We start from the raw sequence: 25,547 nt of genomic DNA, 5'->3' as shown, positions 1-25,547 counted from the left end.
AAGAATGTTTGCGACGCTCAGTGAGCGTTCGCCCAGACCTTCTTCTTCGTGAAATACATCAGGAACGCGAAGATGATCAGAAACACCATCACCTGCAAGCCAATACGCTTGCGGGCCTCGAGATGCGGCTCTGCAGTCCACATCAGGAAGGTCGAAACGTCCTTGGCATAGTTCTCGACCTTCTGCGGGGTGCCGTCATCGTAGGTCACCTGATCGTCGGAGATCGGCTTCGGCATCTTGATGGCGTGGCCGGGGAAGTACTTGTTGTAATACGCGCCCGGCGGCAGCGCGAAATCCTTCGGCGCCGGATCGACATAGCCCTGCAGCAGGGCGTCGATATAGTTCGGGCCCTTCTCCTGGAACTGGGTGAAGAAGTCGAACACGAATTGCGGGAAGCCGCGGTCGTAGTTGCGGGCCTTGGCCATCAGCGACAAGTCCGGCGGATAGGCGCCGCCATTGGCCGCGCGCGCCGCGTTCTCGTTCGGGAACGGCTTGGGGAATGGATCCGCGAGACGACCGGGACGCTCAAACATGTCGCCGGCATCGTTCGGACCGTCCTGCACCTTGATCTCGGATGCCACTGCCAGCGCCTGAGCCGCAGAGAAGCCCGGGCCGCCCGCGTCCGCGAGGTTGCGGAAGTGGATCAGGCTCATCGAGTGACAGGTCGAGCAGACTTCCTTGTAGACCTTGTAACCGCGCTGCAGGGCACCGCGGTCAAACTTGCCGAACGGGCCGGCAAACGACCAGCTCAGAGACGGCGGCGTCGGGCCGCCATGCTCGTCGGCAGCCTTGGCGCTCTGCGTGCCGCCGGCCATCAGGCCACCGGCGAGGACCAGTGCGACGATCGCGGAGGCTGCCTTCTTGCCGTATTTGGCCAGCACATCGTCAGCGATCGAGTTCGGCACTGCGCGCGGCGTTTCGATACGGCTGAGGATCGGCAGCACGATCAGGAAGTAGGCGAAGTAGCAGAAGGTCAGGACACGGCCGGCGATGATGTAGATGCCTTCCGCGGGCTTGCCGCCGAGCCAACCGAGCAGGACCGCCACCACGACGAACATCCAGAAGAACTGCTTGGCCAGCGGACGATACTTCGACGACTTGGTCTTGGCGGTATCGAGCCAGGGCAGGAAGGCCAGCACGATGATCGCCGAGAACATCGCGATGACGCCGCCGAGCTTGCTCGGGATCGAACGCAGGATGGCGTAGAACGGCAGGTAGTACCATTCCGGCACGATGTGCGCGGGCGTCACACCCGGATTGGCCGGGATGTAGTTATCGGGATCGCCGAGATAGTTCGGGATGTAGAACACGAACCAGGCGTAGAAGATCATGAAGCAGACCATGCCGAAACCATCCTTGATGGTCGCGTAGGGCGTGAACGGCACGGTATCCTTCTCGGTCTTCGGCTCGACGCCGGCCGGATTGTTCTGACCGGCGACATGCAGCGCCCAGACGTGCAGCACGACGACGCCGGCGATCACGAAGGGCAGCAGGTAATGCAGCGAGAAGAAGCGGTTCAGCGTCGGATTGCCGACCGAATAGCCGCCCCACAGCAGGGTCACGATGCTCTCGCCCACATAGGGAATCGCCGAGAACAGGTTGGTGATGACGGTGGCGCCCCAGAAGCTCATCTGGCCCCATGGCAGCACGTAGCCCATGAAACCGGTCGCCATCATCAGAAGGTAGATGATCACGCCAAGGATCCAGAGGATTTCGCGCGGCGCCTTGTACGACCCGTAATACAGGCCACGCAGCATATGGATGTAGACGGCGATGAAGAACATCGATGCGCCGTTGGAGTGCAGATAACGCAACAGCCAGCCGTAATTCACATCGCGGACAATGCTCTCGACCGAATTGAACGCCATATCCACATGCGGCGTGTAGTGCATCGCCAGGATCACGCCGGTGACGATCTGCACGCCGAGCATGAAGGACAAGATGCCGCCGAACGTCCACCAGTAATTCAGGTTACGCGGTGTCGGATAGGCAACGAAGGAGGAATGGACGAGGCCGATGATTGGCAGACGCTTTTCAATCCACTGCAAAGCGGGATTGGTCGGCTGGTAGGTCGATGGTCCGCTCATGATGCGATCCTGAGAAGAGAAAAACACTATCGGCGCGAGATCGGATGGGATCCGACAGCTCAGCCGATCTTGATCTTGGTGTCAGAGACGAAGGCGTAAGGCGGGATCGGCAGGTTGAGCGGCGCCGGACCCTGACGGATGCGGCCCGAAGTGTCGTAGACCGAGCCGTGGCAGGGACAGAAAAAGCCGTCGTAAGCGCCTTCGTGAGCAATCGGGATGCAGCCCAGATGGGTGCAGATGCCGATGACGACCAACCACTGGTCGTGGCCTTCCTTGACGCGGGCCTGATCGGTCTGCGGATCGGGCAGGCTCGACACCGGAACGGCGCGCGCCTCTTCGACCTGCTTCTTGGTCCGGTTCATGATGTAGATCGGCTTGCCGCGCCAGAACACCTTGATGTCCTGCCCCTCGGCGATGGGGGCCAGATCGACCTCGATCGGCGCACCCGCCGCAATGGTCGAAGCATCTGGATTCATTTGAGAAATCAGCGGCCAGACGGCGGCTGCGGCGCCCACTGCAGCCACTGCCCCAGTGGCCACGAACAAGAAATCACGGCGCGTGTGTTCCGCCGAAGACGTTGTCGTCACGATCCCAACCCTTTCTTATCTGCAGCCGGCTTAGACACTCCCGGTCACGTCTTTGCGTTGACCTGAAGCAAAAAACCGACGCCCGCGATTCTCCCCACGGCGGCAGAGGCCTACTAGTCCTTGCCTAACAGGCAGAACACGCAGTCCAGAATCGTTCTATTGGCACCCTTGGTGCGGCAGTGCAAGCCTACGATCGGCGAAGCAAGATGCGATGCACCACAGAATCAACGCCTTTCCGCGCGGCGGATAATTCGGCACGTCGTGACTATCGGAAACGGCCATCAGCCTTTTGGCGGGACAAGGGATCGCGATTCGCAGTCGATCGCGCTCCGCCGATTTTCCGGACACCTCTCGCGCGCCATGATTCGCGCGACGGTCAGGCAAAAATAGCAACAATTCATGATCGTGAATAATTCTGCGTCGTTTCAGCAACAAATCGCGCTCAAGTAGCGCGTTTGAAGACGTTCTAAATCCCTAATTCTGTTCTCATTCTTCGCCTGCGCTAAAGCGAAAGCATCCAAATTTTACCGGTAGAGCCGGCCTAACTGGGGCATCGCAGCGTCATGACAACATCCCACTTCATCGAATCGGCAACTCGGCTGCACACGCTTCGGGCTCTATGTCTTTGCGCCGTCAGCGGTCTCGCTTTGTCGATTCCGACAGGTACTGCCGACGCTCAGTCTGCCCTGCCGCCAGTGACGGTGGATGCGCCGCAGCAGCGTACGCGTCCGGCGACGGCCAGGCCGGCCCAGCGCGCATCGACCAGCCGCGCCGCCCGCGCCAATCGCACGGCCCGTGCGCCGCAGGCGGCACCGGTGGCACCAGCCAATCCCAACGCCGGTGAGCGCGCCGGCGGCCCCGTGATCGGCTTCGTCGCCAATCGCAGCGGCTCCGCCACCAAGACCGACACCCCGATCATGGAAACTCCGCAATCGATCTCGGTGATCACCTCCGACCAGATCAAGACCCAGGACGCACAGACCCTCACTCAGGCGCTGCGCTACACCGCGGGCGCCAATGGCGACGTCAATGGCGGTTCCGACACCCGCAATGGCGGCATTCAGATCCGCGGCTTCGACATGACACAGCAGGGGCTGTATCTCGATGGCCTGCGACTGCCCAGCACGCCCTATATCCATTTCGACAGCCTCGATCCCTTCGGCGCGTCTCGTCTCGAAGTGCTGAAAGGGCCGTCCTCGGTGATGTATGGTGGCAGCGGGCCGGGCGGCATTCTCAACTATGTCAGCAAGCTTCCGACCGCTCGGCAGTTCGGCGAAATCTCGGTGTCAGGCGGCAGTTTCGACCGCTATCAGGGCGAGTTCGATTTTGGCGGTCCCGCCAACAAGGACGGCACGGTGCTCTATCGCCTGACCGGCCTGGTCCGTGACGGCGGCACGCAGGTCGATGACGCCAGGGACAGCCGCGTCTTCATCGCGCCGGCCGTCACCTTCAAGCCGAACGAAGACACCACACTCACAGTGCTGGCGAATTATCAGAAGGAGAAGAACGGCTGGGGTCTGCAGTTCCTGCCGGCATCCGGCACGATCTATCCGAATGTGGGCCGTATCATCCCTATCAACCGCAACACCGGCGAACCCGGCTTCAACAGATACGACAACGAGATCGCTTCGGTTGGCTACCTGTTCGCGCATAACATCGACGATAACCTGACCTTCCGGCAGAACCTGCGCTACTCGTGGATGCACAACGAATCCGACAGCATCAATGCCGGCGGGTACCTCGACGAAACCGCCGGACTGCTCTACCGCTACGGCGGATCATCGGCCTCTACGATCAACTCCATCGCCGTCGACAACCAGCTGGAGGGCCACTTCACCACCGGCGTCCTGAGCCACACCACGCTGTTCGGCATCGACTATCGAAACACGACATCGACCGACGTCAACACGAGCTACAGCGCCGATCCCCTCAACGTCTTCAACCCCGTCTACACCAACACCTGGACCAAGGGCGCCCTCTACGAAGACTATCGCGTGAAGCAATCGCAGGTCGGCATCTATGCCCAGGACCAGATCAAGCTCGGCCGGCTCTCGGTCCAGCTCGGCGGCCGGCAGGATTTCGCCAAGACGACCTACGACAACTACATGGACGGTTCATCGACCTCCACCGACGCCTCGGCCTTCACCGGTCGTGCGGGCGTGATCTACAATTTCGACAGCGGCGTGGCGCCCTATTACAGCTACTCGGAGTCGTTCCTGCCGGTGCTGAACATCGCCAATGGCAGTCTGCTGGCGCCGGAAACAGCGCATCAGCATGAGGTCGGCATCAAGTATCAGCCGGTCGGCATCAATGCGATGATCACGCTTGCCGCCTTCGACCTGACCCGGCAAAATGTCGTTCGCTTCCTGCCTGTTGCGCCATTCACGGCGATTCAAACCGGCGAGGTCAATTCTCGCGGCATCGAACTGGAAGCCACCGCCACCCTCGCCGCCGGCTTCAATGTCCGCGCCGCCTATTCCTACATCGACATCGAAGTCACCAAGGATCCGGTGAATGTTGGCAAGGCTCTGACCACCGTGCCGATGAATCGCTTGGGCATCTGGAGCGACTACACGATGCAAGGCGGCCTGTTCGAGGGCGTCCAGGTCGGCGGCGGCATTCGCTACATCGGCGATAGCTGGGCCGACGATGCCAACACAAGCAAGGTGCCGGGAGCCACCGTGGTCGACGCGCTACTGGCCTATAATCAGAAGAACTACCGGCTCGCGCTCAACGTCACCAACATTGCGGACACCCGCTATGTTTCATCCTGCTACAGCCCCGTTTATGGTTGCTTCTACGGTGACTCGCGCAAAGTCGTCGCCAAGCTGACCTATCGCTGGTGAACATTAGAATCACCCTAAAACGCGACAATACGCCACCGCCGGTCTCTCGACCGGCAGTGGCGACACTTGGTAGTAAACGCGACCACAACAACACGGGCGGAACGCCATGAGATCAATCTTCGGGCGCCTGCATCGCTGGGCTGGACTCCTCACCGCCGCCTTCCTGTTCTTCTCGGGCGTCACCGGCGCGGTTATCTCGTGGGATCACGAGCTTGACGATCTCCTCAACAGCAAGCTGAAGGACGTCACCACCGCGGGGCCCGCTAAACCATCGATCGAACTCGCGGGCCTGATCGAGCAGCGCGATCCGCGCGCGCGCGTGATCCACATGTACATGACGCCGGAAAAGAATGAGTCGCTCTCGTTCTTTGTTCTGCCGCGGATCGATCCCACGACAAGCAAGCGTTACACACTCGATTACAATCAGATCTTCCTCGATCCCAACACCGGTGAGGAACTCGGCCGCCGCTATTGGGGCGCCGTCTGGCCCGTGACCCGCGAGAACTTCGTCTCGTTTCTCTACAAGCTGCACTACACGATGCATATCCCGGAATTCTGGGGCAGCGACCGCTGGGGCATGCGCATCCTCGGCGTCATCGCCATCATCTGGACCATCGATTGCTTCATCGGATTCTATCTGACACTACCATCGCGCAAACGCGTCAAGGCGGGAGCCGCTCCCGCCGTCGCGCGCGAACTCGGCAAGGGGTTCTGGGCGCGCTGGAAGCCGGCCTGGATGATCAAGACCTCGGGCAGCGCCTACCGGATCAATTTCGACATCCACCGCGCCTTCAGCCTGTGGACCTGGGCCCTGCTCTTCATCATCGCGTTCACGGCGTTCTCGTTGAACCTGTATTTCGAAGTCTTTTCGCCGCTGATGAAGAAGTTCTCGGACTACACGCCGACGCCTTACGAGCAGCGTGAGTATCGTCACCTCGATAATCCGATCGAACCCAAGATGACCTGGGCCCAGATCCTCGAGCGCGCCACCGCCGACGGCAAGGCGCGCGGCTGGACCACACCGATCGGCTCGCTGTTCTACGGCCCGGCACATGGTGTGTATCAGGTGTTCTTCTTCGAGCCTGGCGACGATCACGGCGCCGCAGGCGTCGGTCCGCCGTCGCTTTTTTACGACAGCGAAGACGGCCGTCCGCTCGGCGCCAAACTGCCTTGGGTCGGCACCGCCGCGGACATCTTCGTGCAGATGCAGTTCCCGATGCATTCGGGACGAATCCTGGGTCTGCCCGGCCGCATCCTGATTTCGGCGATGGGTCTGGTGGTGGCGGCGCTCTCAGTGACCGGCGTGGTGATCTGGTGGCGCAAGCGCCGCGCACGCGTGAAGGTACGCGAGACAACGGAAACACGTTCGAATACGCGACTCGCGCCGGCTGAGTAGAGCCGCCGGCCTTGTCCGACTGCATGTCAGGCGCTATCGCCTGACATGGGTCGCGTCGATCAAGATGCGGCCGGAGAAAGTCCGCCGTGCGCATCGCCCTCTACCAGCCTGACATTCCGCAGAACACCGGCACCATCCTGCGGCTCTGTGCCTGTCTCGATGTCGAAGCGCATATTATCGAACCGGCGGGCTTTCCGACCTCCGACCGCCATTTCCGCCGCGCCGGCATGGACTATCTCGATCAGGTCTCCATCGTCCGGCACGATTCCTGGCGGCATTTCGAGGACTGGCGGCGCGAGGCGAAGTATCGGCTCGCCTTGTTCACGACCAAGGGCGCGGAGCCCTATCTCGACCATCGCTATTCTGACGATGAGATTCTGCTGTTCGGCCGCGAGAGCGCCGGTGTGCCGGAGGATGTCGCGGCTGCTGCAGACAGCCGCGTTGTTATTCCCATGCGTGAGAGCCTGCGCTCGATCAATCTGGCGATGACGGTGGCCATGGCATTGGGAGAGGCACTGCGGCAGGTGCGCGGCTGACTACCGCCCGCTCGGCACACGCGTGGCGATGTAGTCCTTGCCCTTCGCCGTGAAGGTTTCGCGGATGATGAAGCCATCCGCCGGCGACATCGGGCCGATCGGCACCGGGCCGGTGGGCATGATCAGCGTGGCATTGCCACCAACGAAGATCAGCAGGTGGCGACGTTCTGCCAGCAGCTTCTCCGACCAGGCGATCAGGCCGGAATGGATCGGCTCCTTCTGCCAGGCGAAAGGCGTGCCGGGATCGACCTGGCCATAGATGAAGCCGGTGGTCGGATAGACCGAAAACACGATCTTTGAGTTTTCCGGCTTCCAGGACTCCGGCATCTCGTCGTCCTGGATCCAGACGCAATCGAAGGCGCGGCATTGCTGTGGTCGGGTGTCATAGATCTTGCAGCCCTGCGCGATCGCGCAATGCTTGCACCACTTGCCCGCCGGCTTGGCGAGGTCGTCGATGCGATAGACCTTGCAGCACATGGTGCAGGTCCCGCACGTACGCGTGGCGGCGGCGGAACTGCCGGATGTGACGAGCGACGGCTGCATGGTATCCAGGTGCGACAATTTGACGTGATGTCATCGACCTTTGGCGGCCCGCGCCGGACATCGCAATTGACATGTCGGTGATCGGCCGGGACATCCACGGCCCAGCCGTGCTAAGAGCCGCCGCTTACCCCATATGGAACCGAGACGTGGCCCGAGCCGGATCGGACATGCCGGTTTTAGAGAGCTTAAACAGTGAGTTATGCGGTCAAAGAAATCTTCCTGACGCTGCAGGGCGAAGGTGCCCATGCCGGCCGCGCGTCCGTCTTCTGCCGGTTCTCGGGCTGCAACCTCTGGACCGGCCGGGAGCAGGACCGCGCCGACTCCACCTGCCAGTTCTGCGACACCGACTTCGTCGGCATGGACGGCACTTTGGGCGGTCGTTACCCCACCGCCGACAAACTCGCCGACACCATCGCCGCGCAATGGGTGGGCCCTTCCGATAACCGCTATGTGGTGCTGACCGGCGGCGAGCCGCTGCTGCAGGTGGACGCCGAACTGATCGACGCATTGCATGCGCGCGACTTCGAGATCGGCGTCGAGACCAACGGCACGGTCGCGCCGCCCGAAGGCATCGACTGGATCTGCGTGAGCCCGAAGGCCGGTGCGGAACTGGTGGTGCACAGCGGACACGAATTGAAGCTGGTCTATCCGCAACCACAGGCGATGCCGGAGAAATTCGAAGGCCTCACCTTCGAGCGTTTCTCATTGCAGCCGATGGACGGGCCGGACGCCATCAGCAATACCGCTGACGCAGTGGACTACTGCCTACGCCACCCGCAATGGCGGCTAAGCGTGCAGACACACAAGACACTTGGGATCCGCTAAGGACCCGGACTTCTAAGGACGACGACTTCCTATGTGGGAACTGACCAAATCGTTTCGCTTCGAGGCGGCGCATGCGCTGTCTCACACCACGCTCGGCGAAGTGAGCCAGGAAATCCATGGCCACTCCTTCCGCGCCGAAGTCACCATCCGCGGCGTGCCGGATCCCGTGACCGGGATGGTGATGGATCTCGGCTTGCTCGACCGCAGCCTCGACGAGCTGCGCAAGACGCTCGACCACAAGTTTCTCAACAAGATCGAAGCGATCGGCATTCCGACGCTGGAAAATCTCTCGCGCTTCATCTGGGACCGCGTCGCCGATAAGGCTCCGGTCGTCCGCGTCGGCGTGTTTCGCGACAGCTGCAACGAGAGCTGCGTGTATTTCGGGCCGAAGGGCTAGAGTCTCTATTGGAGATCTCTCGACAAACGAATTCGTTTGTCGACGAAAACCGGTATCCACTTTTCGGGATGATGCTCTAGTCTTTTCCCGTGATCATGCAGGTGGCGGTGGCATGGGCGCAAAGCCTGCCATCCTTGTCGGTCAGCGTACCCTCCGTCGCGGCCATCCTGCGTCCCATGTGAATAATACGGCCCTCGGCGCGGATCGGCCCTGATGCAGCCGTCATAGCGCGAATGTAGGTGACCTTGAGATCGAGCGTCGCGTAACCAGTGCCCGCAGGCAGCGAGGTCTGCACTGCCAATGCGATGGCGCCGTCCAGCATCGTGGCCGCGTAACCGCCATGCACCGTTCCGAGCGGATTGTAGTGATCCTCGTTCGGCGAGCCGACCAGCACAACCTTGCCCTGCTCTGCGGACTCGCCCTTGATGCCGAGTGTGCGGCCGATGCCGCGCGCAAATCCGCCTGCGGCGAAGGCCTGCTGCACAAGCTCAAGGCCGCTGCTCGCGTCACCAATCTCAGTTGTCATGTTTGCCTCCGCCGTCCCGTGAACATCCTTGTTATGGGACCGGGATGGCAGAGCTTGCCTTTCAAGTCAATATTGTTGACCTCAAGACTTGAACTTGGCTAGTCGCGCGCCGCCTCCGCCATCACCGCCGACCATGCGGCCTGGCTGCCCGCCCCCGCCTTCTTGAAGGCGCGGGCCATGATCTTGCGCTCATGGCCGGATGCGATGCGCTCGACAGCACGGCCGGCGGGCGTCAGTTCGAGAATCTTGAAACGATGCCGCGCGGGATCGCGCTTGACGGCCACATAGCCCTCATCGAGCAGCTGCTTCATCGGGCGATGCAGCGCCTGTTTCGAAATCTGCAGGATCGCCAGCAGATCCGACATCGTGATGCCATCGCCGCGCAGCACGGCATAGAGAATGCGATGGTGGACCCGCGACAGGCCGACCGTTGCCAGATACTCGTCAGCCGCGCGCGTCATCCCGCGCCATCCGAAATACATCAGCGCGAGTGCGTCATCGAGCGGATCGAGTTTCTTAAGGTCAATATCATTGACTTGAGAAACGGCGATGCTAGGTTTTCTGGGAGATGGGCTCATCGAAGGCTCACGACAGGGAGACGGGACTCATGTTGACGCGGCAGGACGCGATGGCATTCGCGCAGCAATGGGCTGCAAACTGGAATCGGCTCGCGATCGATACGATCGTTGATCATTTTGCTCCCGAAGGTGAGATGCGCAGCCCGCTGGCAACGAAACTGGCGGGATCATCCACCATAAAGGGACGCGACGCCATTCGCACCTACTGGCACGCCGCCTATGGCGGGCTATCCGAGCCACATCTCACCCTGGAGAGCGCCGCCTGGGACGGCGCGTTACAGCGCCTGACGGTCTGGTGGAGCGCGCCGCTGCCCGGTGGACCGACCCGGGCGTGCGAGATGATGGATTTCGATGCCGATCACCAGATCGTCCGCAGCGAAGCCTATTATGGCGCCGGCAGCTAGGACGGCGCGGGCGGCACGTCTCATGCGCCCGCGTGCGTTTCGATGATCGCCGTGCATTTCTCGCACTGGCGCCTATAGTGGACGGAGTCATCGAGAGCCCATCCCGTGCGCATCCTGCTGATCAATCCCAACACCACCGAGAGCGTCACCACGCTCGTAAAACGGCATGTCGAGGCCATAGCCGGCGATGCCGCGACCTTTGTGCCGGTGACTGGCCGATTCGGCGCCCGCTATATTTCAACGCGCGCCTCGGCGGCCATCGCAGGCCATGCGGCGCTCGACGCCTATGCTTCTCATGGCGCCGGCTGCGATGCGGTCTACCTCGCCTGTTTCGGCGACCCCGGCCTGCTGGCGCTGCGCGAAATTGCAGACGTTCCCGTGGTCGGCATGGCCGAAGCGTCCTGCATCGAGGCGTCCAGACGCGGGCGTTTCGCCATTGTGACGGGCGGCGCGCTCTGGGGGCCGATGCTCCGGGAATTCGTCGGGAGCATCGGCTTGGCCGACAAGCTCGCCAAGGTGCGCACCATCGCACCGACCGGCGGCGATATCGCGCGGAATCCCGATGCAGCACTGGCCGCGCTCGCCAGCGCTTGCACGGCCTGTGCCACGGACGACGGGGCCGAGGTCGTGATCCTTGGCGGCGCAGCACTCGCCGGCCTTGCGTCTCGCATCCAAGCTGACGTGCCGGTACCCGTCTTGTGTTCCGTCGAAACCGGCACGCGTGCCGTGATCGCCGCAGCAGCGAAAGGTCTCGACAGCAGCCCGCCGCCTGCGCTGGAGAGCGTCGGCCTCGGCGCGGAACTCGCAAAACTGCTTCAGCAAAAATAGCTGACAGAAACATCCCCGTGTTCGGCCTGTCATGACGCGGAGCTAGACTCAGTGCGCGTCAAACACATTTCGGGAGCCGACCATGGAATTGAAATCAGGCGATGTCGTCATGCTGAAGTCGGGCGGTTGCCCGCTGACCGTGGCCGACGTTGACGGCGACAACATCGAATGCATCTGGCTGGGCGAGGAAGGCGATCTGTTCCGCGAGACCCTTCCGCGTGCCGTGCTCGAACTCGCCCTCGTCATCCCGCATGACGACGAAGACGAGAGCGAAGAGGACGAAGCTGAAGAACACGACGACGAAGAAGAAGAGCACAAGAGCAAGGTGGCCTGATCAGGCCGTCCGCCGCCGGGCGCAAATGTCCGGCGGCGGCTTGTTGCTCATCTTTGCAGACCGAGTTTGAACGCGTCCGCCTCGATATTGCCTGCAGCACCGTCGGTCGCGAAGACCGCAACGGTTGCTTGCGCATGTTCGGGACAATGATAGACGGCGATGCCACTGCCCGGACCGCCGCCGGTATGCCCGACGACGCGTAAATTACTGGTTGTCGTTCCAGCCATAACGCCAAGGCCGTAAGCCGCGTGTTGCCACGGACGTCCTGTACCGGGATCACCCACTGCGATTCCGTGGCACATCTCGTCGCGCAGCCCCACAGGCAGCAAGTCCGTCGTCATCAAGCGGTGCAACAGCATTGCGGCATCGCGCAATGTCCCGACCGCCAGCCCGTGATAGACCCAGCGCGGATCGTAAGACTGCGCATTGCCCATCCGGACATCGGCGAGATCGCTGCGTTGATTGGCGATGCGCGGCCCGACCACACCGAGCGATTCGAACAATCGCCGTTGCATCAGCGCATCGAGGGTCAACCCGCTCACTTGTTCGAGATGCTGCCTGACCAGCAAATAGCCGACATTCGAATAGGCAAAATGGCCCGGCTCAATTTCGGCATGCAGAGCAGAAACTGAATGCAGCAGCCGGTCCACCGGCCACGCGTCTTCATTGGCAGCGACAGCCGCATGGTAGGCCGTAACAGAACCGTAGTCGGCCAGACCGGCGCGATGCTGCAACAACTGGCGGAGCGTAAAGGACTCGCCCGGCAACGCATCATCCAGAGCCAACTGTCCATCACGCACCATGGTCAGTGCCGTGGCGGCAATCAGCGTCTTGGTGAAACTCCACCACGGCACAACGACGTCGGCATCATCGCTGATATCGGCAGAACCGGGGCGAATGACATGCTTCATGGTGCCGTCGAGACTTAGAGCTGATGGTCGTGCTTGAATCGCGCAATCGTCTGGTCGGCGATAACAGTCAACACATCGACCTCCATCGGAAAGTCCAGCGCCAGCCAGGCATCTTCCGCCAACGCCAGCACATGGCCGAGCGCCGGGCCCTTGGCGATGCCGCGCGCCATGAAGTCGGCAGCCCTGAGCGGAAACACCGGCGGAGTCCACCGCTCCGGCAAGGTTACGAGCGCCTTCCAGACCTCGCTGTCGGCTTCGCGGCCGGCGCGCGCCCAGGCCAGCATCATGCGGTTGCGATAACGGGTTTCGCCCAAGCGATAGAGCCGCCGCCGGGCATGGGATTCATCCATGCCCTTCAGCCGCCACCAGCGATGGCCCATGGAATCCAAGGCCTTTGTTTCGTCATTGGACAGCCGCAGCCTTTGAGCTAGTCGCCGCGCATCCTCGGTGACAGCCACGCCGAGCGCGCCAAGCCGCAGAACCGCATCGGGTTTTTGCCCAAGCACCTGCTCGATGGCGATCATCGCCGCGAATGGTCCCTTGTAGGTGACGCCGCCCGCGATCCGTAGCATCAGGCCGGCATCGACCATCGCATCCACCGCCGTGAAGGCCCCATCGGCCACCAGCAGCTTCAGCAGCTCCATCCTGATACGTTCGGCCGATATTCCCGCCAGTCCATCGCGGCCGCGAATGCTGGCGAGATAACCTTCGCGATCCGGTACCCCGGCGCCATAGGCGGCATGAATGCGGAAGAACCTGAGAATGCGCAGATAGTCTTCGGCGATGCGCCTATCGGGATCGCCGATGAAGCGCACCCGCCGGGCATCGAGATCGGAGAGGCCGCCGACATAATCGTGCACTACGCCGTCGATGGATGCGGAAAGACCGTTCATCGTGAAATCACGTCGTTCGGCATCGCGCTTCCAGTCGCGCCCGAATGCCACCTTGGCCTTGCGGCCAAAGGTCTCGACGTCTTCGCGCAATGTCGTGATCTCGAACGGTGCGCCATCGACCACCAGCGTCACCGTACCGTGCTCAATGCCCGTCGGTACGCTCTTGATATGGGCCGCCTTGGCGCGGCGGATCACTTCATCGGGCATGGCCGTCGTGGCGATATCGATTTCGCCCACTGGCAATTTCATCAGAGCGTTGCGCACAGCGCCGCCGACCGCGCGGGCTTCCTCGCCATTGCCATTGAGCAGCGCCAGCACCTGCCCGGACGGTCCTGACGTGAGCCACGGCGCGTCGGGCAGTTTGCGCACGCTCATCTTTCGACCCCGGGAACCAGCCTGCCGTTTTCGATATGCGCCGGGACATAGGTCGATCCCGGCGGCGCGCCGGAAAACTGCGCCAGCAGCACGAGGCTGACAATCACCAGCACGGCGGCAGCGATGGCGAGCCTGATCATCACCGGCATCGGCCATGACGATTTCAGTGTCACGCCATTCTTGGTCGCGATGAGGAAAATGGCATAAAGCGCGAACGGGATGAGGAAAATGCCGACTTCGGTCAGAACCGGACGGATCATGTGAGCACGATCCGTTCATACAGCACGCGCAGGATGCCTGCGGTAGCGCCCCAAATATAACGTTCGGCGAACGGCATCGCGTAATAGGACCGCTCCATGCCGCGGAATTCCTTGCTGTGCAACTGATGATTGGCGGGGTCCATCAGAAACGCCAGCGGCACCTCGAATGCGCTTTCGACTTCGTTCTCGTTGATCGTGAGACTGAAGCCCGGCTTCACCCGCGCCAGCGTCGGCAGGATGCGAAAGCCGAAGCCGGTTGCATAGAGATCGAGATAACCGATCGGCTCGACGAAGGAGCGATCGAGACCGATTTCCTCCTCGGCCTCGCGCAACGCGGCGTCCAGCGGCGAGACATCGGTCGGATCGATCTTGCCACCGGGAAACGAGATCTGTCCGGCATGATCGTTGAGATGCGCGGAGCGCTGGGTAAGCAGCACAGTTGGTTGTTCGTGTTCGACGATGCCGATCAGGACCGCGGCCGGGCGGATCGGCCGCTCCTGCGCCACGATCTGGATCATGCGGTCGTTGCCGGCATCGCCGGTGACGGGAACGATGCTGGCGTCGGTGAGCCCCTCGGGCACATCGAAATTCAGGCGTGCCTTCGCCCGCTTGAAAAACTCAACTGAACCGATATCCGCGGCATCCGCGTCGGTCTTCAGCATCGGCTCATTCGCCCGGCTCACTTCAATCGGCTCACTTATGTAGCTTCCCTGACCTGCTCCGCATCGGCCATGGCGAAAAACGCGCCCGCGGAGGCGATGCCGAACATCGCGATACCATCGACCATCCGCTCCTCGCCCATGTCAACCAGATCGTAATAGACCGCCCGCGTCACCTTGGCCCACAGGTCACTGCGGACATGCAGGTAGGGCGTCAGCCCGCCGTCTTCAGCCATCTCGAATCGCAGCCGGTGTATGCTGTCACACTCCACCCAATCATCCACATTGGTGCGAAACTTCAACACCGTGCCGCGCGTGTCCTGCTCCTTGAGCATCTCGACGGCGAGAAAAGGAGCATCGTCCACGGTGATGCCGACCTTCTCCACCGGAGTCACGAGAAAGTGCTTGCCGCCCTCACGCTTCAGGATCGTTGAGAACAGGCGCACCAAAGCGGGCCGGCCGATCGGCGTTCCCAAATAGAACCACGTACCATCGCCAGCGATTCGCATGTCGAGATCGCCGCAGAATGGCGGATTCCACAGATGCACCGGCGGCAGGCCCCTGCCGGCTTTACCGTTGGCCGCCGCATCCCTCGCCGCAGTGGTCAGGCCATCCAGCCCCTGATTTGCGATCTGCCCTTGCTTCGCCATTGTTTGCCCTGACTTTACCACTGCCATTTGGCACGTTTGGTGCAAGTCTTGAACCTCAAGTCTTGAAACGTGCGGTGTCACATTCAAACTCGCCACAACGTGATGCAGTTCATAGCCGCATCCCGATATTGTGGGGATAGTTTAATTCAACAAATACATGGCCTTCGCTTAAGTTTAGCATCAGGTCCATGGAATACTAAGATGGCGTGACGACAAATGCGGCGGCGTATTTCAGGCGCCGTTCACCCTAAGGAGCAATGGATGGCTGGCGCTGACAGTGTCGAGAAACTCGAAGACGTGATTGTCCGCTCCGCGGAACAGGTGGCTGGCCAGATGCGCGCCGCCAAGGAAGCGATCTCCACTGTCATCTTCGGCCAGGAACGCGTCGTCGAAAACACGCTGGTGACCATCCTGTCCGGCGGCCATGCGCTGCTGATCGGTGTTCCGGGCCTCGCCAAAACCAAGCTGGTGGAAACGCTGGGCGTCACGCTCGGCCTCGATGCCAAGCGCATCCAGTTCACCCCCGACCTGATGCCTTCAGACATTCTCGGCGCCGAAGTGCTCGACGAGAGCGTCGCCGGCAAGCGCTCGTTCCGCTTCATCTCGGGACCTGTCTTCGCACAGCTTCTGATGGCCGACGAAATCAACCGCGCCTCGCCGCGCACGCAATCCGCATTGCTGCAGGCGATGCAGGAACAGCACATCACCGTCGCCGGCGCCCGGCACGATCTGCCGAAGCCGTTCCATGTGCTGGCCACGCAGAATCCGCTGGAACAGGAAGGCACCTATCCGCTGCCGGAAGCGCAGCTCGATCGCTTCCTGATGGAGATCGACGTCGATTATCCGGATCGCGATGCTGAACGCCGCATCCTGTTCGAAACCACCGGCGCCGAAGAAACCATCGCCAAGGCTGCCGTGACCGCTGAAACGCTGATTACCGCGCAGCGCCTAATCCGCCGTCTGCCGGTCGGCGACAGCGTGGTCGAAGCGATTCTTACATTGGTGCGCTCGGCACGTCCGGGACCGGACGCCGGCGATGCCAGCAAGCTGATCGCCTGGGGCCCAGGTCCTCGCGCGTCACAGTCGCTGATGCTGGCAGTGCGTGCCCGTGCATTGCTCGATGGCCGTCTCGCGCCGTCGATCGACGACGTGCTCTATCTCGCCGAACCGATCCTGAAGCATCGTATGGCGCTGACATTCTCGGCACGCGCCGAAGGTCGCACGGTCCCCGACGTCATCCGTCAGCTCAAGACGCGGATCGGTTAATGGCCGCAGCGCCGGATCACGCCACGCAGGAGATCATCGCAGTCCGCCGCGCCGATGGTGAAAGCCGTACGCTTGCTGCATCGCTGCCGCGTCTGGTGCTGGAGGCCCGGCGCATCGCCGCGACGGTGATCCATGGCCTGCATGGCCGGCGCCGCGCCGGCCATGGCGAAAGTTTCTGGCAATATCGTCGCTTCGTCTCCGGCGAACCGTCGCAGAATGTCGACTGGCGCCGTTCGGCGCGCGACGATCATTTGTATGTCCGCGAGCAGGAATGGGAAGCCGCGCACACCGTTTGGCTGTGGCCGGACCGGTCGCTGTCGATGGCCTTTGCCTCCAAGGGCGCGCGCGACAGCAAGCTCGAACGCGCGCTGATCGTCACCTTCGCACTGGCTGAATTGCTGGTGGCCGGCGGTGAACGCGTCGGCGTGCCCGGCCTGATGAATCCGACGTCCAGCCGCAGCGTCATCGACAAGATGGCGCAGGCGATGCTGCACGACACGACGAACCGCGCCAGCCTGCCACCTTCGTTTGTGCCCTCAGCACTGGCCGAGATCGTGGTGCTCGGCGACTTCTGGTCGCCGATGCCGGAGATCAAGGAGATGCTGGCCGGTCTGTCGTCATCCGGCGCGCATGGCGCACTGGTGCAGGTCGTCGATCCCGCCGAGGAGAGTTTCCCTTATTCCGGCCGCGTCGAATTCGTCGAGCCGGAAAGCGGCAATGTCATCACCGCCGGCCGTGCACAGACCTGGGCCGAAGACTACGTCGCCCGCGTCGCCGCGCATCGCGAGGAAATCCGCGCTGAAACCGCCAAACTCGGCTGGCTGTTCTCGACACACACCACCAGCCGCTCGGCGGCTGAGCTGCTGCTGTTCCTGCATGGCGGCATGATGGTCAACAAATCTGCCGGCGGCGGCAGCATGGTCAAGGCAGGACGTTCAGCATGATCGGTGGCTTTCCGCTCGCCTTCGCCCAACCGCTGCTGCTGCTCGGCCTGATCAGCCTTCCGGTGCTATGGTGGTTGCTGCGCGTGATGCCACCGCGCCCGCAGCGCATCGCGTTTCCGCCGACACGTCTGCTGTTCGATATCACGCCGAAGGAAGAGACCCCGTCGCGCTCGCCGTGGTGGCTGACACTGCTGCGCCTGCTGGCTGCGGCACTGATCATCTTTGCTGCCGCCGGCCCGGTCTGGAATCCGCAGACCGGAGCTGCCGGCAGCAACGCCCCGCTGACGATTTTGCTGGACGATGGCTGGAGCGCCGCGGCGAGCTGGGACGCTCGCGTCAAGGCGGCGGATGAGCTGATTGCCAATGCCGACAGCAATCGCCGCGGCGTGGCCCTTGTTCCGCTGTCGGAACCGAACCGCGACATCACAATGCTACCCGGCGGCACCGCACGCGTCGCGCTGCGCCAGCTCTCGCCGAAGCCCTATGCCATCGACCGCGTCGATACGCTGCCGGCGCTGGAGCGCTTCCTGAAGGCCACCGGCGACAGCGAAATCGTCTGGCTCTCCGACGGCGTCGACACCGGCCGTGGCGCGGATTTCACGCAAGGCCTTGCGAAGACCATCGGCGACCGCACACTGACCATCTATGACGGCGGCGCCACGCCGGCCCATGCGCTGGTCGCAGCGGAAAATGCCGCGGCGAAGATGACCGTGAAGGTGCTGCGCGCCAATAGCGGCGGCCCGGACGGCGGCGTGGTGCGCGGCCTCGACCAGAAGGGATCGCCGGTTGGCGAAGCCAAGTTCCTGTTCACACCGAACGACCGCGAGACCGAAGCCTCGTTCGATCTGCCCGTGGAACTGCGCAACGACATCGCGCGGCTTGAAATCACCGGCGAACGCTCCGCCGGCGCCGTGCAACTGCTCGACAAGCGCTGGCGCCGTCGCGCCATCGGCATCGTTTCGGGCGCCACCAACGATACCGCGCAGCCGCTGCTAGCCTCGACCTTCTATCTAACGCGCGCGCTGGCGCCATTCGCTGACGTCCGCCTCGGCGATCGCGGGGCGCCGCAACAGGCGATCACGCAATTTTTGGACCAGAAACTTCCGATGATCGTGCTGGCCGATGTCGGCACGCTGTCGCCGGAAATCCGCGAGCGTCTGAATGCCTGGATCGATGCAGGCGGTGTGCTGGTGCGCTTTGCCGGCCCACGCCTCGCGCAAGGCGATGACGATCTCGTCCCGGTTAAACTGCGCCGCGGCGACCGCAGCCTCGGCGGCAGCCTGACCTGGGAGAAGCCGCAACATCTGGCGTCCTTCGCCGCCGATGGTCCCTTCGCCGGTCTGCCTGTCCCGAAAGACATCACCGTGAACCGCCAGGTGCTCGCCGAGCCGAACGCTGCGCTGGCCTCAAAGAGCTGGGCGTCGCTGGTCGATGGCACGCCGCTGGTCACCGGCGAACGCCGCGGCAAAGGTCTCGTCACCCTGTTCCATGTCAGCGCCGATATGCGCTGGTCCGATCTGCCATTGTCTGGCACCTTCGTCGAAATGCTGCGCAGGGTCGTCGATATCTCCGGCTATACGTCCACGCCCGGCGCAGGTGTCGCCGGCGAGACCGGCGCGGAAACGGTTGCGCCGCTGCGCACCCTTGATGGTTTCGGTGCCTTCACCCCGCCGCCATCGACGGCCAAGCCGCTCGCCGCTGACTATCGCGACCGCGCCACGCTCGATCACCCGCCGGGCTTCTATGGCCCTGCCGATGGCCCGCTCGCGGTGAATGCGCTGGCATCGGCCGATCGCATTGAGCCTATCGATTTCTCAGGCCTGAAGGCCAACCGCGCCAGCTACACCAATGCCGAACCTCGCGACCTTCGCGGCATCCTGCTCTCCACGGCGCTGGCGCTGTTTTTGGTGGACGCGATCATCGTCGCGCTGCTCGGCGGTGCCATTGCCGCGATGTTCCGTCGCCGCGCTGTATCTACCGCACTCGCAGTTGCTCTCGCGCTGACGAGTGTGATCGGCGCGCCGACGCCGTCACGCGCCGATCCGGCCAGCGACGATTTCGCAGTCAAGGCGGTGTCTCAGACGCGTCTGGCCTATGTCGTCACGGGGAATGCCGATGTCGACTCGATCGTGAAGTCGGGTATGACCGGACTGACGCTGTTTCTCGCGCAGCGCACAGCATTGGAAGCCGGCGAACCGGTCGGTGTCGATCCTTCTCGCGACGAACTGTCATTCTTCCCGCTGATCTACTGGCCGATCATTCCCGGCGCGGCCAAGCCGCCGCAGGAAGCCATCAACCGCATTGACGCTTACATGAAGCAAGGCGGCACGGTGCTGTTCGACACCCGCGACGCCGTCGAGGCGCCGCCCGGACCTAATGGCGAGTCGCAGACGCCGGGCATGCTGACGCTGCGCAATATCCTGTCCTCGCTCGATGTGCCCGAGCTCGAGCCGGTGCCGCGCGAACATGTGCTGACCAAGACCTTCTATCTTCTGCGCGACTTCCCCGGCCGCTTCAATTCCGGACCGACCTGGGTCGAGACCCTGCCGCGCGACGATGGCGATGACGCTGCCTCGCGTCCGGCTCGCGGCGGCGACGGCGTATCGCCGATCATCATCACCTCGAACGATCTTGCCGGCGCCTGGGCAATGCGGCCGGACGGCCAGCCGATGCTGCCGCTGACGCCCGGCGAACCGCGGCAACGCGAATTCGCGTTCCGCGCCGGCGTCAACATCGTGATGTACACGCTGACCGGCAACTACAAGGCCGATCAGGTGCACGCGCCGGCGCTCATCGAACGTCTCGGACAATAGGAGCGCGACATGCAATACGGCATCGCGTTTACGCCCCTCGTCCCGACCATCGTGCTGTGGATCGGCCTCGCCGCCATCGTCGCGATATCAGCATTGCTACTGCTCGGCCGTGCACGCGGTGCCGCCGTGCGTGTGGCCGCATTGGCGCTGATCCTGTTGGCACTCGCCAATCCCTCCTTCACACGCGAGGAGCGCGAGCCGCTCACATCGGTCGCCGCCGTCGTCATCGACAAGAGCCCGAGCCAGAATTTCGGCGCGCGCACCAAGGAAACCGAGGAAGCGCAGAAGCAGCTGGTCGACCGGCTGAAGCAGGTCAAGGGCCTCGAGGTCCGTGTCGTCGAAGCCGGACAGGCTGATGGCGAAACCGACGGCACCAAATTGTTCGGCGCACTGTCCTCCGCTCTCTCCGACGTGCCGACAGACCGTGTCGCGGGCGCCTTCCTGATCACCGACGGCCGTGTCCATGACATCCCGGCCAATGTCGCGGGTCTCGGCTTCAATGCGCCGGTGCATGCGCTGATCACCGGCCGCAAGGACGAACGTGATCGCCGCATCGCCATCACGGCTGCTCCCAGATTTGGCATCGTCGGCCAGTCGCAACGCGTTACGTTTCGCCTGGACGATCAGGGTGTCACCGGCGAGCGCGCCCGTGTCGCCATCCGCCGCGACGGCGATACGCTGAGCGAGCGCACGGTGCTGTCGGGCCAGACCGTGTCGGTCGATATTGACATCAAACATGCCGGTCCGAACATCGTCGAGATCGAAGCCTCGCCACTCGACAACGAACTCACGCTGGTCAACAACCGCGCCGTGGTCGCCATCGATGGCGTGCGCGACAAACTCCGCGTGCTGCTGGTCTCCGGCGAGCCGCATTCCGGCGAGCGCACATGGCGCAACCTGCTGAAGTCCGATGCCTCGATCGATCTCGTGCATTTCACGATTCTGCGCCCGCCGGAGAAGCAGGACGGCACGCCGATCAATGAGCTGTCGTTGATTGCGTTTCCGACCCGCGAACTGTTCCAGCAAAAGATTCACGAATTCCAGCTGATCATCTTCGATCGCTATGCCCGCCAGGGCGTGCTGCCGATCGCCTATTTCGACAATATCGCGCGCTATGTCCGCGCCGGCGGCGCCGTGCTGGTGTCGGCTGGTCCCGACTATGCGTCGAACACCTCGATCTGGCGCACACCGCTGGATTCGGTGCTCCCTGCCGAACCCGTCGGTGTCAGCGAGAAGCCGTTCTATGCGCATCTCAGCGATATCGGTAAGCGTCACCCGGTGACGCGCGGGCTCGAAGGCTCCAATTCCGAGCCACCGAAATGGAGCCGCTTCTTCCGCACCGTCGAGACCCGCAACACCACCACGCCGCCTGTGATGACTGGCGCCGACGGCCAGCCGCTGCTGCTGCTGTCGCGGTCCGGCGAAGGCCGCGTCGCGCTGCTGCTGTCGGATCACATCTGGCTGTGGGCGCGCGGCTATGAAGGCGGCGGCCCGCATCTCGATCTGCTCCGTCGCACGTCGCACTGGCTGATGAAGCAGCCGGATCTCGACGAGGAAGCACTCAAGCTGCAGAGTCAGGGCAAGGATCTCGTTGTGCTGCGCCAGACCATGGGCGACGCCGTGCAGCCCGTGACTGTGACCTCACCATCAGGCAAGACCCGCGAACTGACGCTGTCAGCCGGCGAGCCCGGCCTGTGGCGCGCGACCACGCCGGCCGATGAACTCGGCCTGTGGCAGGCCACCGACGGCACGCTGAAGGCGCTGATCAATGTCGGCCCGATCAACCCGAAGGAATTCTCCGAGGTCACCTCGACCACCGAGATGCTGAAGCCGCTGGCGCAGGCCAGTGGTGGCGACGCCCGACGGATCAATGAAGGCTCGGGCGTCGAGCTGCCGCGCATCGTGCCGGTGCGCTCCTCGACCGTCTTCCGTGGCGACGGCTGGATGGGCGTGCATATGCGCGATGCCAGCGTGGTCCGCGGCGTCGGCGTGCTGCCGATGTTTGCCGGCCTGATCGGGCTGCTGCTGCTGCTCGGCGCATTCGCTGCGACGTGGCTCCGGGAGAGCCGATAGCACGAACCAATGGCGGCGCGGGTCATTGCGCCGCGAGGTTCATCTCCCGCGTGAGACGCCCCCATTTGGCGCTTTCCGAGCGGATATAGGCCGCGAAGGCTTCCGGCGTCATTGGTGCCGGCTGTGCACCGATCGTCCGCAGCTTCTCGATCACGTCCGGGTCTCCCAGAGCCTTGACGAAGGCGGCATTCAAGCGGGTCACGATGTCACCAGGTGTCGCGGCGGGAGCCACGAGGCCGAACCAGCCCGTCGATTCAAACCCGGCAACACCTTGCTCATCGAGTGTGGGCACTTCGGGAAGGAACGGCACGCGCTTGGCACTGGTGACGCCAAGTGGTTTCAGTCGCCCGGCACGGATCAATTCCAGCGAACTGGGGATGTCCAACACCGCAAGCGGGATATGCCCGGCAAGGACATCGGTCACCGCAGGCCCTGTGCCCCGATAGGGAACGAGCGTCAGTTTGACATTCGTTGTTTGGAGAAACAGCGCAGCCGTCATGTGCATCACGGTGCCGTTGCCGCCATAGCCCACCGATAGTTGTCCGGGCTTTGCAGCAGCAGCCGCAAGCGCTTCTTTGAGCGTAGCAAATGGGGCGTCAGGCGACGCAACCAGCACAAACGGGATATCGGCAAGCAGCGTAATCGGTGCCAGATCCTTGATCGGATCGAAAGACGTCGCCGGGCTGATATGAGGGTTGATGGTCAGTGCGCCTGCCGGCGCCACGCCTAAGGTGTAGCCGTCAGGCTTCGCCTGCGCCACCGCCTGCATGCCGATATTGCCGCCCGCGCCCCCGCGATTTTCGATGATGAAGCCCTGCTTCAGGTCTGCAGCGATCACCGGCTCAAGCGCACGAATGAAGATGTCGGCGCTGCCGCCTGGCGGAAAGGTGACGACAATCTTGATGAGTTGGTCAGGATAGGCGGCCCACACGGGCGTCGTCGTACCGACCACGATCGAACTGGCGGCGCCTGCAAGCAACATCCTGCGGGTCGGAGCGAATACAGTCATGCGATTGCTCCCGAAACAGTATGCGAGGCTGAGTTTTGGTGCGGGGCTGCGCTCCGATGCGTAGACGCGGTTCTGCCCGTGATGAGATCAATCAACGCGTCGGGGTCCGGCGGAGGGAGGCGACCACGCCAGGCAATATGCTGATCTGGCCGCACCAGCAGCAATGCTTCAGCGGGTTGCCCTGCATCGACATCCGCGATCGACAGATCAATCAGCGTCAGAGGAACTCCGTTGCGGCGCGCGGACTCTCTCAGCGCAGTCACGTCGCAAGTCGGATCGTAGCGCAACAGCGTATAGCCGGGCCCCATCGCGTCAAAGATCGAACGGCCATCGCTCAGCCAGACATGCGGCATCCTGGCGCCCGGCACCGTCGAGGGTTCAAAATCGCCCATCGTATAGGCCGGAGGTGCCTCGCCATCATAGGCGATGACCGGTGACTGATCGTAGAAGTAGCCGAAATTGAGCCCCGCGCAGCAGTATTGCTTCACGTTGAGATCATAGGCGGCGCGGCCGATCGCGGCACGTGCCGCCGCACCCGCTTCGCTGTCTTCCTCGATCACCGTAGGCACGGCACCGCGCTGGCTGATGCTGGCCAGCGCATGCTCCATCGCAAACCGCGACACCTGATCGGTGATCGGCTGACGTTCGGCCGCATAGGCATCGAGCAGACCGGCATCCGCCCAGCCGTTGAGATGCGCTGCAAGCATCCAGCAGAGCGAAACCGCATCCGCGATGCCGGCGTTCATTCCATAGCCGGCGTAAGGCATCCACAGATGCGCAGCATCCCCGCAGATGAAGGCGCGGCGGTCGCGGAAGCGATCGGCGACAAGACGGCGCCCGACCCAGTCTTCCTTGCTGACGACCTCGTAATTGAAATCAGGCCCGACGCCCAGAATTGTACGGATGGACCAGTCGCGATCGACCGAGTCGAATTCCGGCTCGTCCGGCTTGAGGTGATTGTGGATCAGCCACCGGTCATGCCCGTCGATGGCAACGACAGTGCCGGTCCGGCGCGGGTTGAGCGCCAGCACCATCCAGGCTGGTGTGTGGGGCTGCATCAGGGTCTTCAGATCCGGCGCATCGATGAGGGTCGATTGAACCCGCTGGATCACAGGCGTTCCTACAAATGACGCGCCGATCAGCTTGCGTGTCAATGAGCGGCCGCCGTCACATCCAATGAGAAAACGGGCACGGATGGTGAAGGATCGGTCCTCATCGAGCCCACGGGCCTTGACCGAGACGCCCGATATGTCCTGATCGAAATGCACCATCTCGGTGCGGGACAAAATCGTGATCCTGGGATTGGCGGCCGCGTTCGCAAACAGAACAGGCTCCAGATAGATCTGGTTGATGCGGTGCGGCGGTTCAGGCGTCGGCCACCACGTGTCAGGTCCATCCGTTGCGGTGTAGCGCGTGGCGCGCGACGGAATGACGATCCGGCTGAGTTCGATGCCCGTTGCGGTGGTGCGATACGAGCAATCGTTGGGAAAGTCGGGCGGCAGACCGGCGTCGCGGATTTGGGTCACGATGCCAAGCCGGCGAAAAACCTCCATCGATCGCGCCGAAACATGGTTGCATTTGACATTGGGCGGCTCGCCGGCGTGCCGCGTCTCGAGCACGATCACGTCTATCCCTCTGGATGCGAGGTCCAGAGCAGCGGTGAGGCCCACAGGCCCTGCGCCAACGATAACGACGGATGTCTCATAGTCTTGCATGGCTGGCTCCCTCGACCGCGTCTGCGCGCGTTACGTTGAAGCTACCCGCAACTCTTGATAAGAGAAGTCGCTTTTCCAGTATTGATTGATAA

Annotated in this window: 24 protein-coding genes; 12 read left to right on the top strand and 12 right to left on the bottom strand. The window is 62.8% G+C overall.

Going from position 1 to position 25,547, the window contains the following annotated elements; genetic code table 11:
• Nucleotides 1-17: 17 nt before the first annotated feature.
• Together AB7828_RS25470 and petA are read right to left on the bottom strand one after the other, a co-directional pair.
• Nucleotides 18-2,087 carry a cytochrome c1 gene (locus AB7828_RS25470; RefSeq protein ID WP_184513370.1) on the bottom strand — a complete coding sequence of 690 codons (2,070 nt, stop codon included), beginning with the start codon at nt 2,085-2,087 and terminating at the stop codon, nt 18-20.
• Between the two features lie 59 nt (nt 2,088-2,146).
• Nucleotides 2,147-2,674 carry a ubiquinol-cytochrome c reductase iron-sulfur subunit gene (petA, locus tag AB7828_RS25465; RefSeq protein WP_068733107.1) on the bottom strand — a complete coding sequence of 176 codons (528 nt, stop codon included), beginning with the start codon at nt 2,672-2,674 and terminating at the stop codon, nt 2,147-2,149.
• Between the two features lie 647 nt (nt 2,675-3,321).
• Between petA and AB7828_RS25460 the strand changes: the two genes are divergently transcribed.
• The 3 genes from AB7828_RS25460 (at nt 3,322) to AB7828_RS25450 (ending at nt 7,452) form a co-directional block, all read left to right on the top strand.
• The gene (locus AB7828_RS25460) at nt 3,322-5,520 is read left to right on the top strand and encodes a TonB-dependent siderophore receptor (RefSeq protein WP_441231504.1); all 2,199 of its coding nucleotides are present in this window, start codon (nt 3,322-3,324) and stop codon (nt 5,518-5,520) included.
• Nucleotides 5,521-5,626: 106 nt separating this feature from the next.
• A complete protein-coding gene (fsrB, locus tag AB7828_RS25455; RefSeq protein ID WP_309947729.1) occupies nt 5,627-6,916 on the top strand; it encodes a siderophore utilization protein FsrB in 1,290 nt (429 codons plus the stop codon).
• Between the two features lie 86 nt (nt 6,917-7,002).
• Nucleotides 7,003-7,452 carry a tRNA (cytidine(34)-2'-O)-methyltransferase gene (locus tag AB7828_RS25450; protein WP_089262529.1) on the top strand — a complete coding sequence of 150 codons (450 nt, stop codon included), beginning with the start codon at nt 7,003-7,005 and terminating at the stop codon, nt 7,450-7,452.
• Here AB7828_RS25450 and AB7828_RS25445 read toward each other — a convergent pair whose 3' ends face one another.
• Nucleotides 7,453-7,995, bottom strand: a complete 543-nt coding sequence (locus tag AB7828_RS25445; RefSeq protein WP_231078149.1) for a hypothetical protein — start codon at nt 7,993-7,995, stop codon at nt 7,453-7,455.
• Nucleotides 7,996-8,187: 192 nt separating this feature from the next.
• Here AB7828_RS25445 and queE point away from each other — a divergent pair, with 192 nt between their 5' ends.
• On the top strand, nt 8,188-8,820 hold the full coding sequence (queE, locus tag AB7828_RS25440) for a 7-carboxy-7-deazaguanine synthase (protein WP_441231503.1): 633 nt from the start codon (nt 8,188-8,190) through the stop codon (nt 8,818-8,820).
• Nucleotides 8,821-8,851: 31 nt separating this feature from the next.
• A complete protein-coding gene (locus AB7828_RS25435; protein WP_089262534.1) occupies nt 8,852-9,217 on the top strand; it encodes a 6-pyruvoyl trahydropterin synthase family protein in 366 nt (121 codons plus the stop codon).
• A 76-nt stretch (nt 9,218-9,293) separates the two neighbouring features.
• Here AB7828_RS25435 and AB7828_RS25430 read toward each other — a convergent pair whose 3' ends face one another.
• Entirely contained in the window at nt 9,294-9,743 is a 450-nt protein-coding gene (locus AB7828_RS25430) for a PaaI family thioesterase (protein ID WP_441231502.1), read from the bottom strand.
• A gap of 98 nt (nt 9,744-9,841) precedes the next feature.
• Complete coding sequence (locus AB7828_RS25425) at nt 9,842-10,321, bottom strand: MarR family winged helix-turn-helix transcriptional regulator (protein ID WP_441231501.1); 480 nt, start codon at nt 10,319-10,321, stop codon at nt 9,842-9,844.
• A 29-nt stretch (nt 10,322-10,350) separates the two neighbouring features.
• Between AB7828_RS25425 and AB7828_RS25420 the strand changes: the two genes are divergently transcribed.
• The 3 genes from AB7828_RS25420 (at nt 10,351) to AB7828_RS25410 (ending at nt 11,887) form a co-directional block, all read left to right on the top strand.
• The gene (locus tag AB7828_RS25420) at nt 10,351-10,725 is read left to right on the top strand and encodes a nuclear transport factor 2 family protein (protein ID WP_441231500.1); all 375 of its coding nucleotides are present in this window, start codon (nt 10,351-10,353) and stop codon (nt 10,723-10,725) included.
• Nucleotides 10,726-10,830: 105 nt separating this feature from the next.
• The gene (locus AB7828_RS25415) at nt 10,831-11,553 is read left to right on the top strand and encodes an aspartate/glutamate racemase family protein (protein WP_315844328.1); all 723 of its coding nucleotides are present in this window, start codon (nt 10,831-10,833) and stop codon (nt 11,551-11,553) included.
• A gap of 82 nt (nt 11,554-11,635) precedes the next feature.
• A complete protein-coding gene (locus AB7828_RS25410; RefSeq protein WP_093759610.1) occupies nt 11,636-11,887 on the top strand; it encodes a YodC family protein in 252 nt (83 codons plus the stop codon).
• Nucleotides 11,888-11,934: 47 nt separating this feature from the next.
• Here AB7828_RS25410 and AB7828_RS25405 read toward each other — a convergent pair whose 3' ends face one another.
• Genes AB7828_RS25405 through AB7828_RS25385 form a run of 5 tightly spaced genes read right to left on the bottom strand, consistent with a single transcriptional unit; the run spans nt 11,935 to nt 15,635 of the window.
• Nucleotides 11,935-12,798, bottom strand: coding sequence for a serine hydrolase domain-containing protein (locus tag AB7828_RS25405; protein WP_441231499.1), 864 nt, complete (start codon nt 12,796-12,798; stop codon nt 11,935-11,937).
• Nucleotides 12,799-12,812: 14 nt separating this feature from the next.
• Nucleotides 12,813-14,066, bottom strand: coding sequence for a CCA tRNA nucleotidyltransferase (locus AB7828_RS25400; protein WP_441231498.1), 1,254 nt, complete (start codon nt 14,064-14,066; stop codon nt 12,813-12,815).
• A complete protein-coding gene (locus AB7828_RS25395; protein WP_120288356.1) occupies nt 14,063-14,326 on the bottom strand; it encodes a DUF6111 family protein in 264 nt (87 codons plus the stop codon). Before AB7828_RS25395 ends, AB7828_RS25400 begins: the two co-directional genes overlap by 4 nt.
• Nucleotides 14,323-14,988 (bottom strand): CoA pyrophosphatase, encoded by a 666-nt coding sequence (locus AB7828_RS25390; protein WP_120288355.1) that lies wholly within the window; start codon nt 14,986-14,988, stop codon nt 14,323-14,325. The genes AB7828_RS25395 and AB7828_RS25390 overlap by 4 nt, the downstream gene beginning before the upstream one ends.
• Before the next feature lie 35 nt (nt 14,989-15,023).
• A complete protein-coding gene (locus AB7828_RS25385; RefSeq protein ID WP_441231497.1) occupies nt 15,024-15,635 on the bottom strand; it encodes a DUF1285 domain-containing protein in 612 nt (203 codons plus the stop codon).
• 261 nt (nt 15,636-15,896) lie between these two features.
• On the opposite strand from AB7828_RS25385, the gene AB7828_RS25380 reads away from it, so the two are divergent.
• From AB7828_RS25380 to AB7828_RS25365, 4 genes are read left to right on the top strand one after another with little or no spacing between them, the layout of a single operon-like run.
• Nucleotides 15,897-16,901 carry an AAA family ATPase gene (locus AB7828_RS25380; RefSeq protein ID WP_089262552.1) on the top strand — a complete coding sequence of 335 codons (1,005 nt, stop codon included), beginning with the start codon at nt 15,897-15,899 and terminating at the stop codon, nt 16,899-16,901.
• A complete protein-coding gene (locus tag AB7828_RS25375; protein ID WP_093759617.1) occupies nt 16,901-17,845 on the top strand; it encodes a DUF58 domain-containing protein in 945 nt (314 codons plus the stop codon). Before AB7828_RS25380 ends, AB7828_RS25375 begins: the two co-directional genes overlap by 1 nt.
• Nucleotides 17,845-20,658 carry a DUF4159 domain-containing protein gene (locus AB7828_RS25370; protein WP_175368850.1) on the top strand — a complete coding sequence of 938 codons (2,814 nt, stop codon included), beginning with the start codon at nt 17,845-17,847 and terminating at the stop codon, nt 20,656-20,658. The genes AB7828_RS25375 and AB7828_RS25370 overlap by 1 nt, the downstream gene beginning before the upstream one ends.
• Before the next feature lie 9 nt (nt 20,659-20,667).
• The gene (locus AB7828_RS25365; RefSeq protein WP_175368680.1) at nt 20,668-22,731 is read left to right on the top strand and encodes a hypothetical protein; all 2,064 of its coding nucleotides are present in this window, start codon (nt 20,668-20,670) and stop codon (nt 22,729-22,731) included.
• A gap of 22 nt (nt 22,732-22,753) precedes the next feature.
• Here the strand turns inward: AB7828_RS25365 and AB7828_RS25360 are convergent, their stop codons facing one another.
• Entirely contained in the window at nt 22,754-23,740 is a 987-nt protein-coding gene (locus AB7828_RS25360; protein ID WP_246297868.1) for a Bug family tripartite tricarboxylate transporter substrate binding protein, read from the bottom strand.
• Nucleotides 23,737-25,455, bottom strand: a complete 1,719-nt coding sequence (locus tag AB7828_RS25355; RefSeq protein ID WP_175368679.1) for an FAD-dependent oxidoreductase — start codon at nt 25,453-25,455, stop codon at nt 23,737-23,739. The genes AB7828_RS25360 and AB7828_RS25355 overlap by 4 nt, the downstream gene beginning before the upstream one ends.
• Between the last annotated feature and the right edge of the window lie 92 nt (nt 25,456-25,547).

The organism is Tardiphaga sp. 215_C5_N2_1 (assembly GCF_052076055.1).
Lineage (GTDB): Bacteria > Pseudomonadota > Alphaproteobacteria > Rhizobiales > Xanthobacteraceae > Tardiphaga > Tardiphaga robiniae.
Note: the sequence above shows the minus strand (reverse complement) of the source record. Positions and strands in the feature narration are given on the sequence as shown.

Coding starts and splice junctions, on each gene's coding strand:
- AB7828_RS25410 (WP_093759610.1), top strand. CDS start 11,636: ATGGAATTGAAATCAGGCGATGTCGTCATGCTGAAGTCGGGCGGTTGC.
- fsrB (WP_309947729.1), top strand. CDS start 5,627: ATGAGATCAATCTTCGGGCGCCTGCATCGCTGGGCTGGACTCCTCACC.
- AB7828_RS25470 (WP_184513370.1), bottom strand. CDS start 2,087: ATGAGCGGACCATCGACCTACCAGCCGACCAATCCCGCTTTGCAGTGG.
- AB7828_RS25435 (WP_089262534.1), top strand. CDS start 8,852: ATGTGGGAACTGACCAAATCGTTTCGCTTCGAGGCGGCGCATGCGCTG.
- AB7828_RS25385 (WP_441231497.1), bottom strand. CDS start 15,635: ATGGCGAAGCAAGGGCAGATCGCAAATCAGGGGCTGGATGGCCTGACC.
- AB7828_RS25360 (WP_246297868.1), bottom strand. CDS start 23,740: ATGACTGTATTCGCTCCGACCCGCAGGATGTTGCTTGCAGGCGCCGCC.
- AB7828_RS25375 (WP_093759617.1), top strand. CDS start 16,901: ATGGCCGCAGCGCCGGATCACGCCACGCAGGAGATCATCGCAGTCCGC.
- AB7828_RS25390 (WP_120288355.1), bottom strand. CDS start 14,988: ATGCTGAAGACCGACGCGGATGCCGCGGATATCGGTTCAGTTGAGTTT.
- AB7828_RS25425 (WP_441231501.1), bottom strand. CDS start 10,321: ATGAGCCCATCTCCCAGAAAACCTAGCATCGCCGTTTCTCAAGTCAAT.
- AB7828_RS25445 (WP_231078149.1), bottom strand. CDS start 7,995: ATGCAGCCGTCGCTCGTCACATCCGGCAGTTCCGCCGCCGCCACGCGT.
- AB7828_RS25380 (WP_089262552.1), top strand. CDS start 15,897: ATGGCTGGCGCTGACAGTGTCGAGAAACTCGAAGACGTGATTGTCCGC.
- AB7828_RS25395 (WP_120288356.1), bottom strand. CDS start 14,326: ATGATCCGTCCGGTTCTGACCGAAGTCGGCATTTTCCTCATCCCGTTC.
- AB7828_RS25400 (WP_441231498.1), bottom strand. CDS start 14,066: ATGAGCGTGCGCAAACTGCCCGACGCGCCGTGGCTCACGTCAGGACCG.
- AB7828_RS25355 (WP_175368679.1), bottom strand. CDS start 25,455: ATGCAAGACTATGAGACATCCGTCGTTATCGTTGGCGCAGGGCCTGTG.
- AB7828_RS25365 (WP_175368680.1), top strand. CDS start 20,668: ATGCAATACGGCATCGCGTTTACGCCCCTCGTCCCGACCATCGTGCTG.
- AB7828_RS25420 (WP_441231500.1), top strand. CDS start 10,351: ATGTTGACGCGGCAGGACGCGATGGCATTCGCGCAGCAATGGGCTGCA.
- AB7828_RS25405 (WP_441231499.1), bottom strand. CDS start 12,798: ATGAAGCATGTCATTCGCCCCGGTTCTGCCGATATCAGCGATGATGCC.
- AB7828_RS25430 (WP_441231502.1), bottom strand. CDS start 9,743: ATGACAACTGAGATTGGTGACGCGAGCAGCGGCCTTGAGCTTGTGCAG.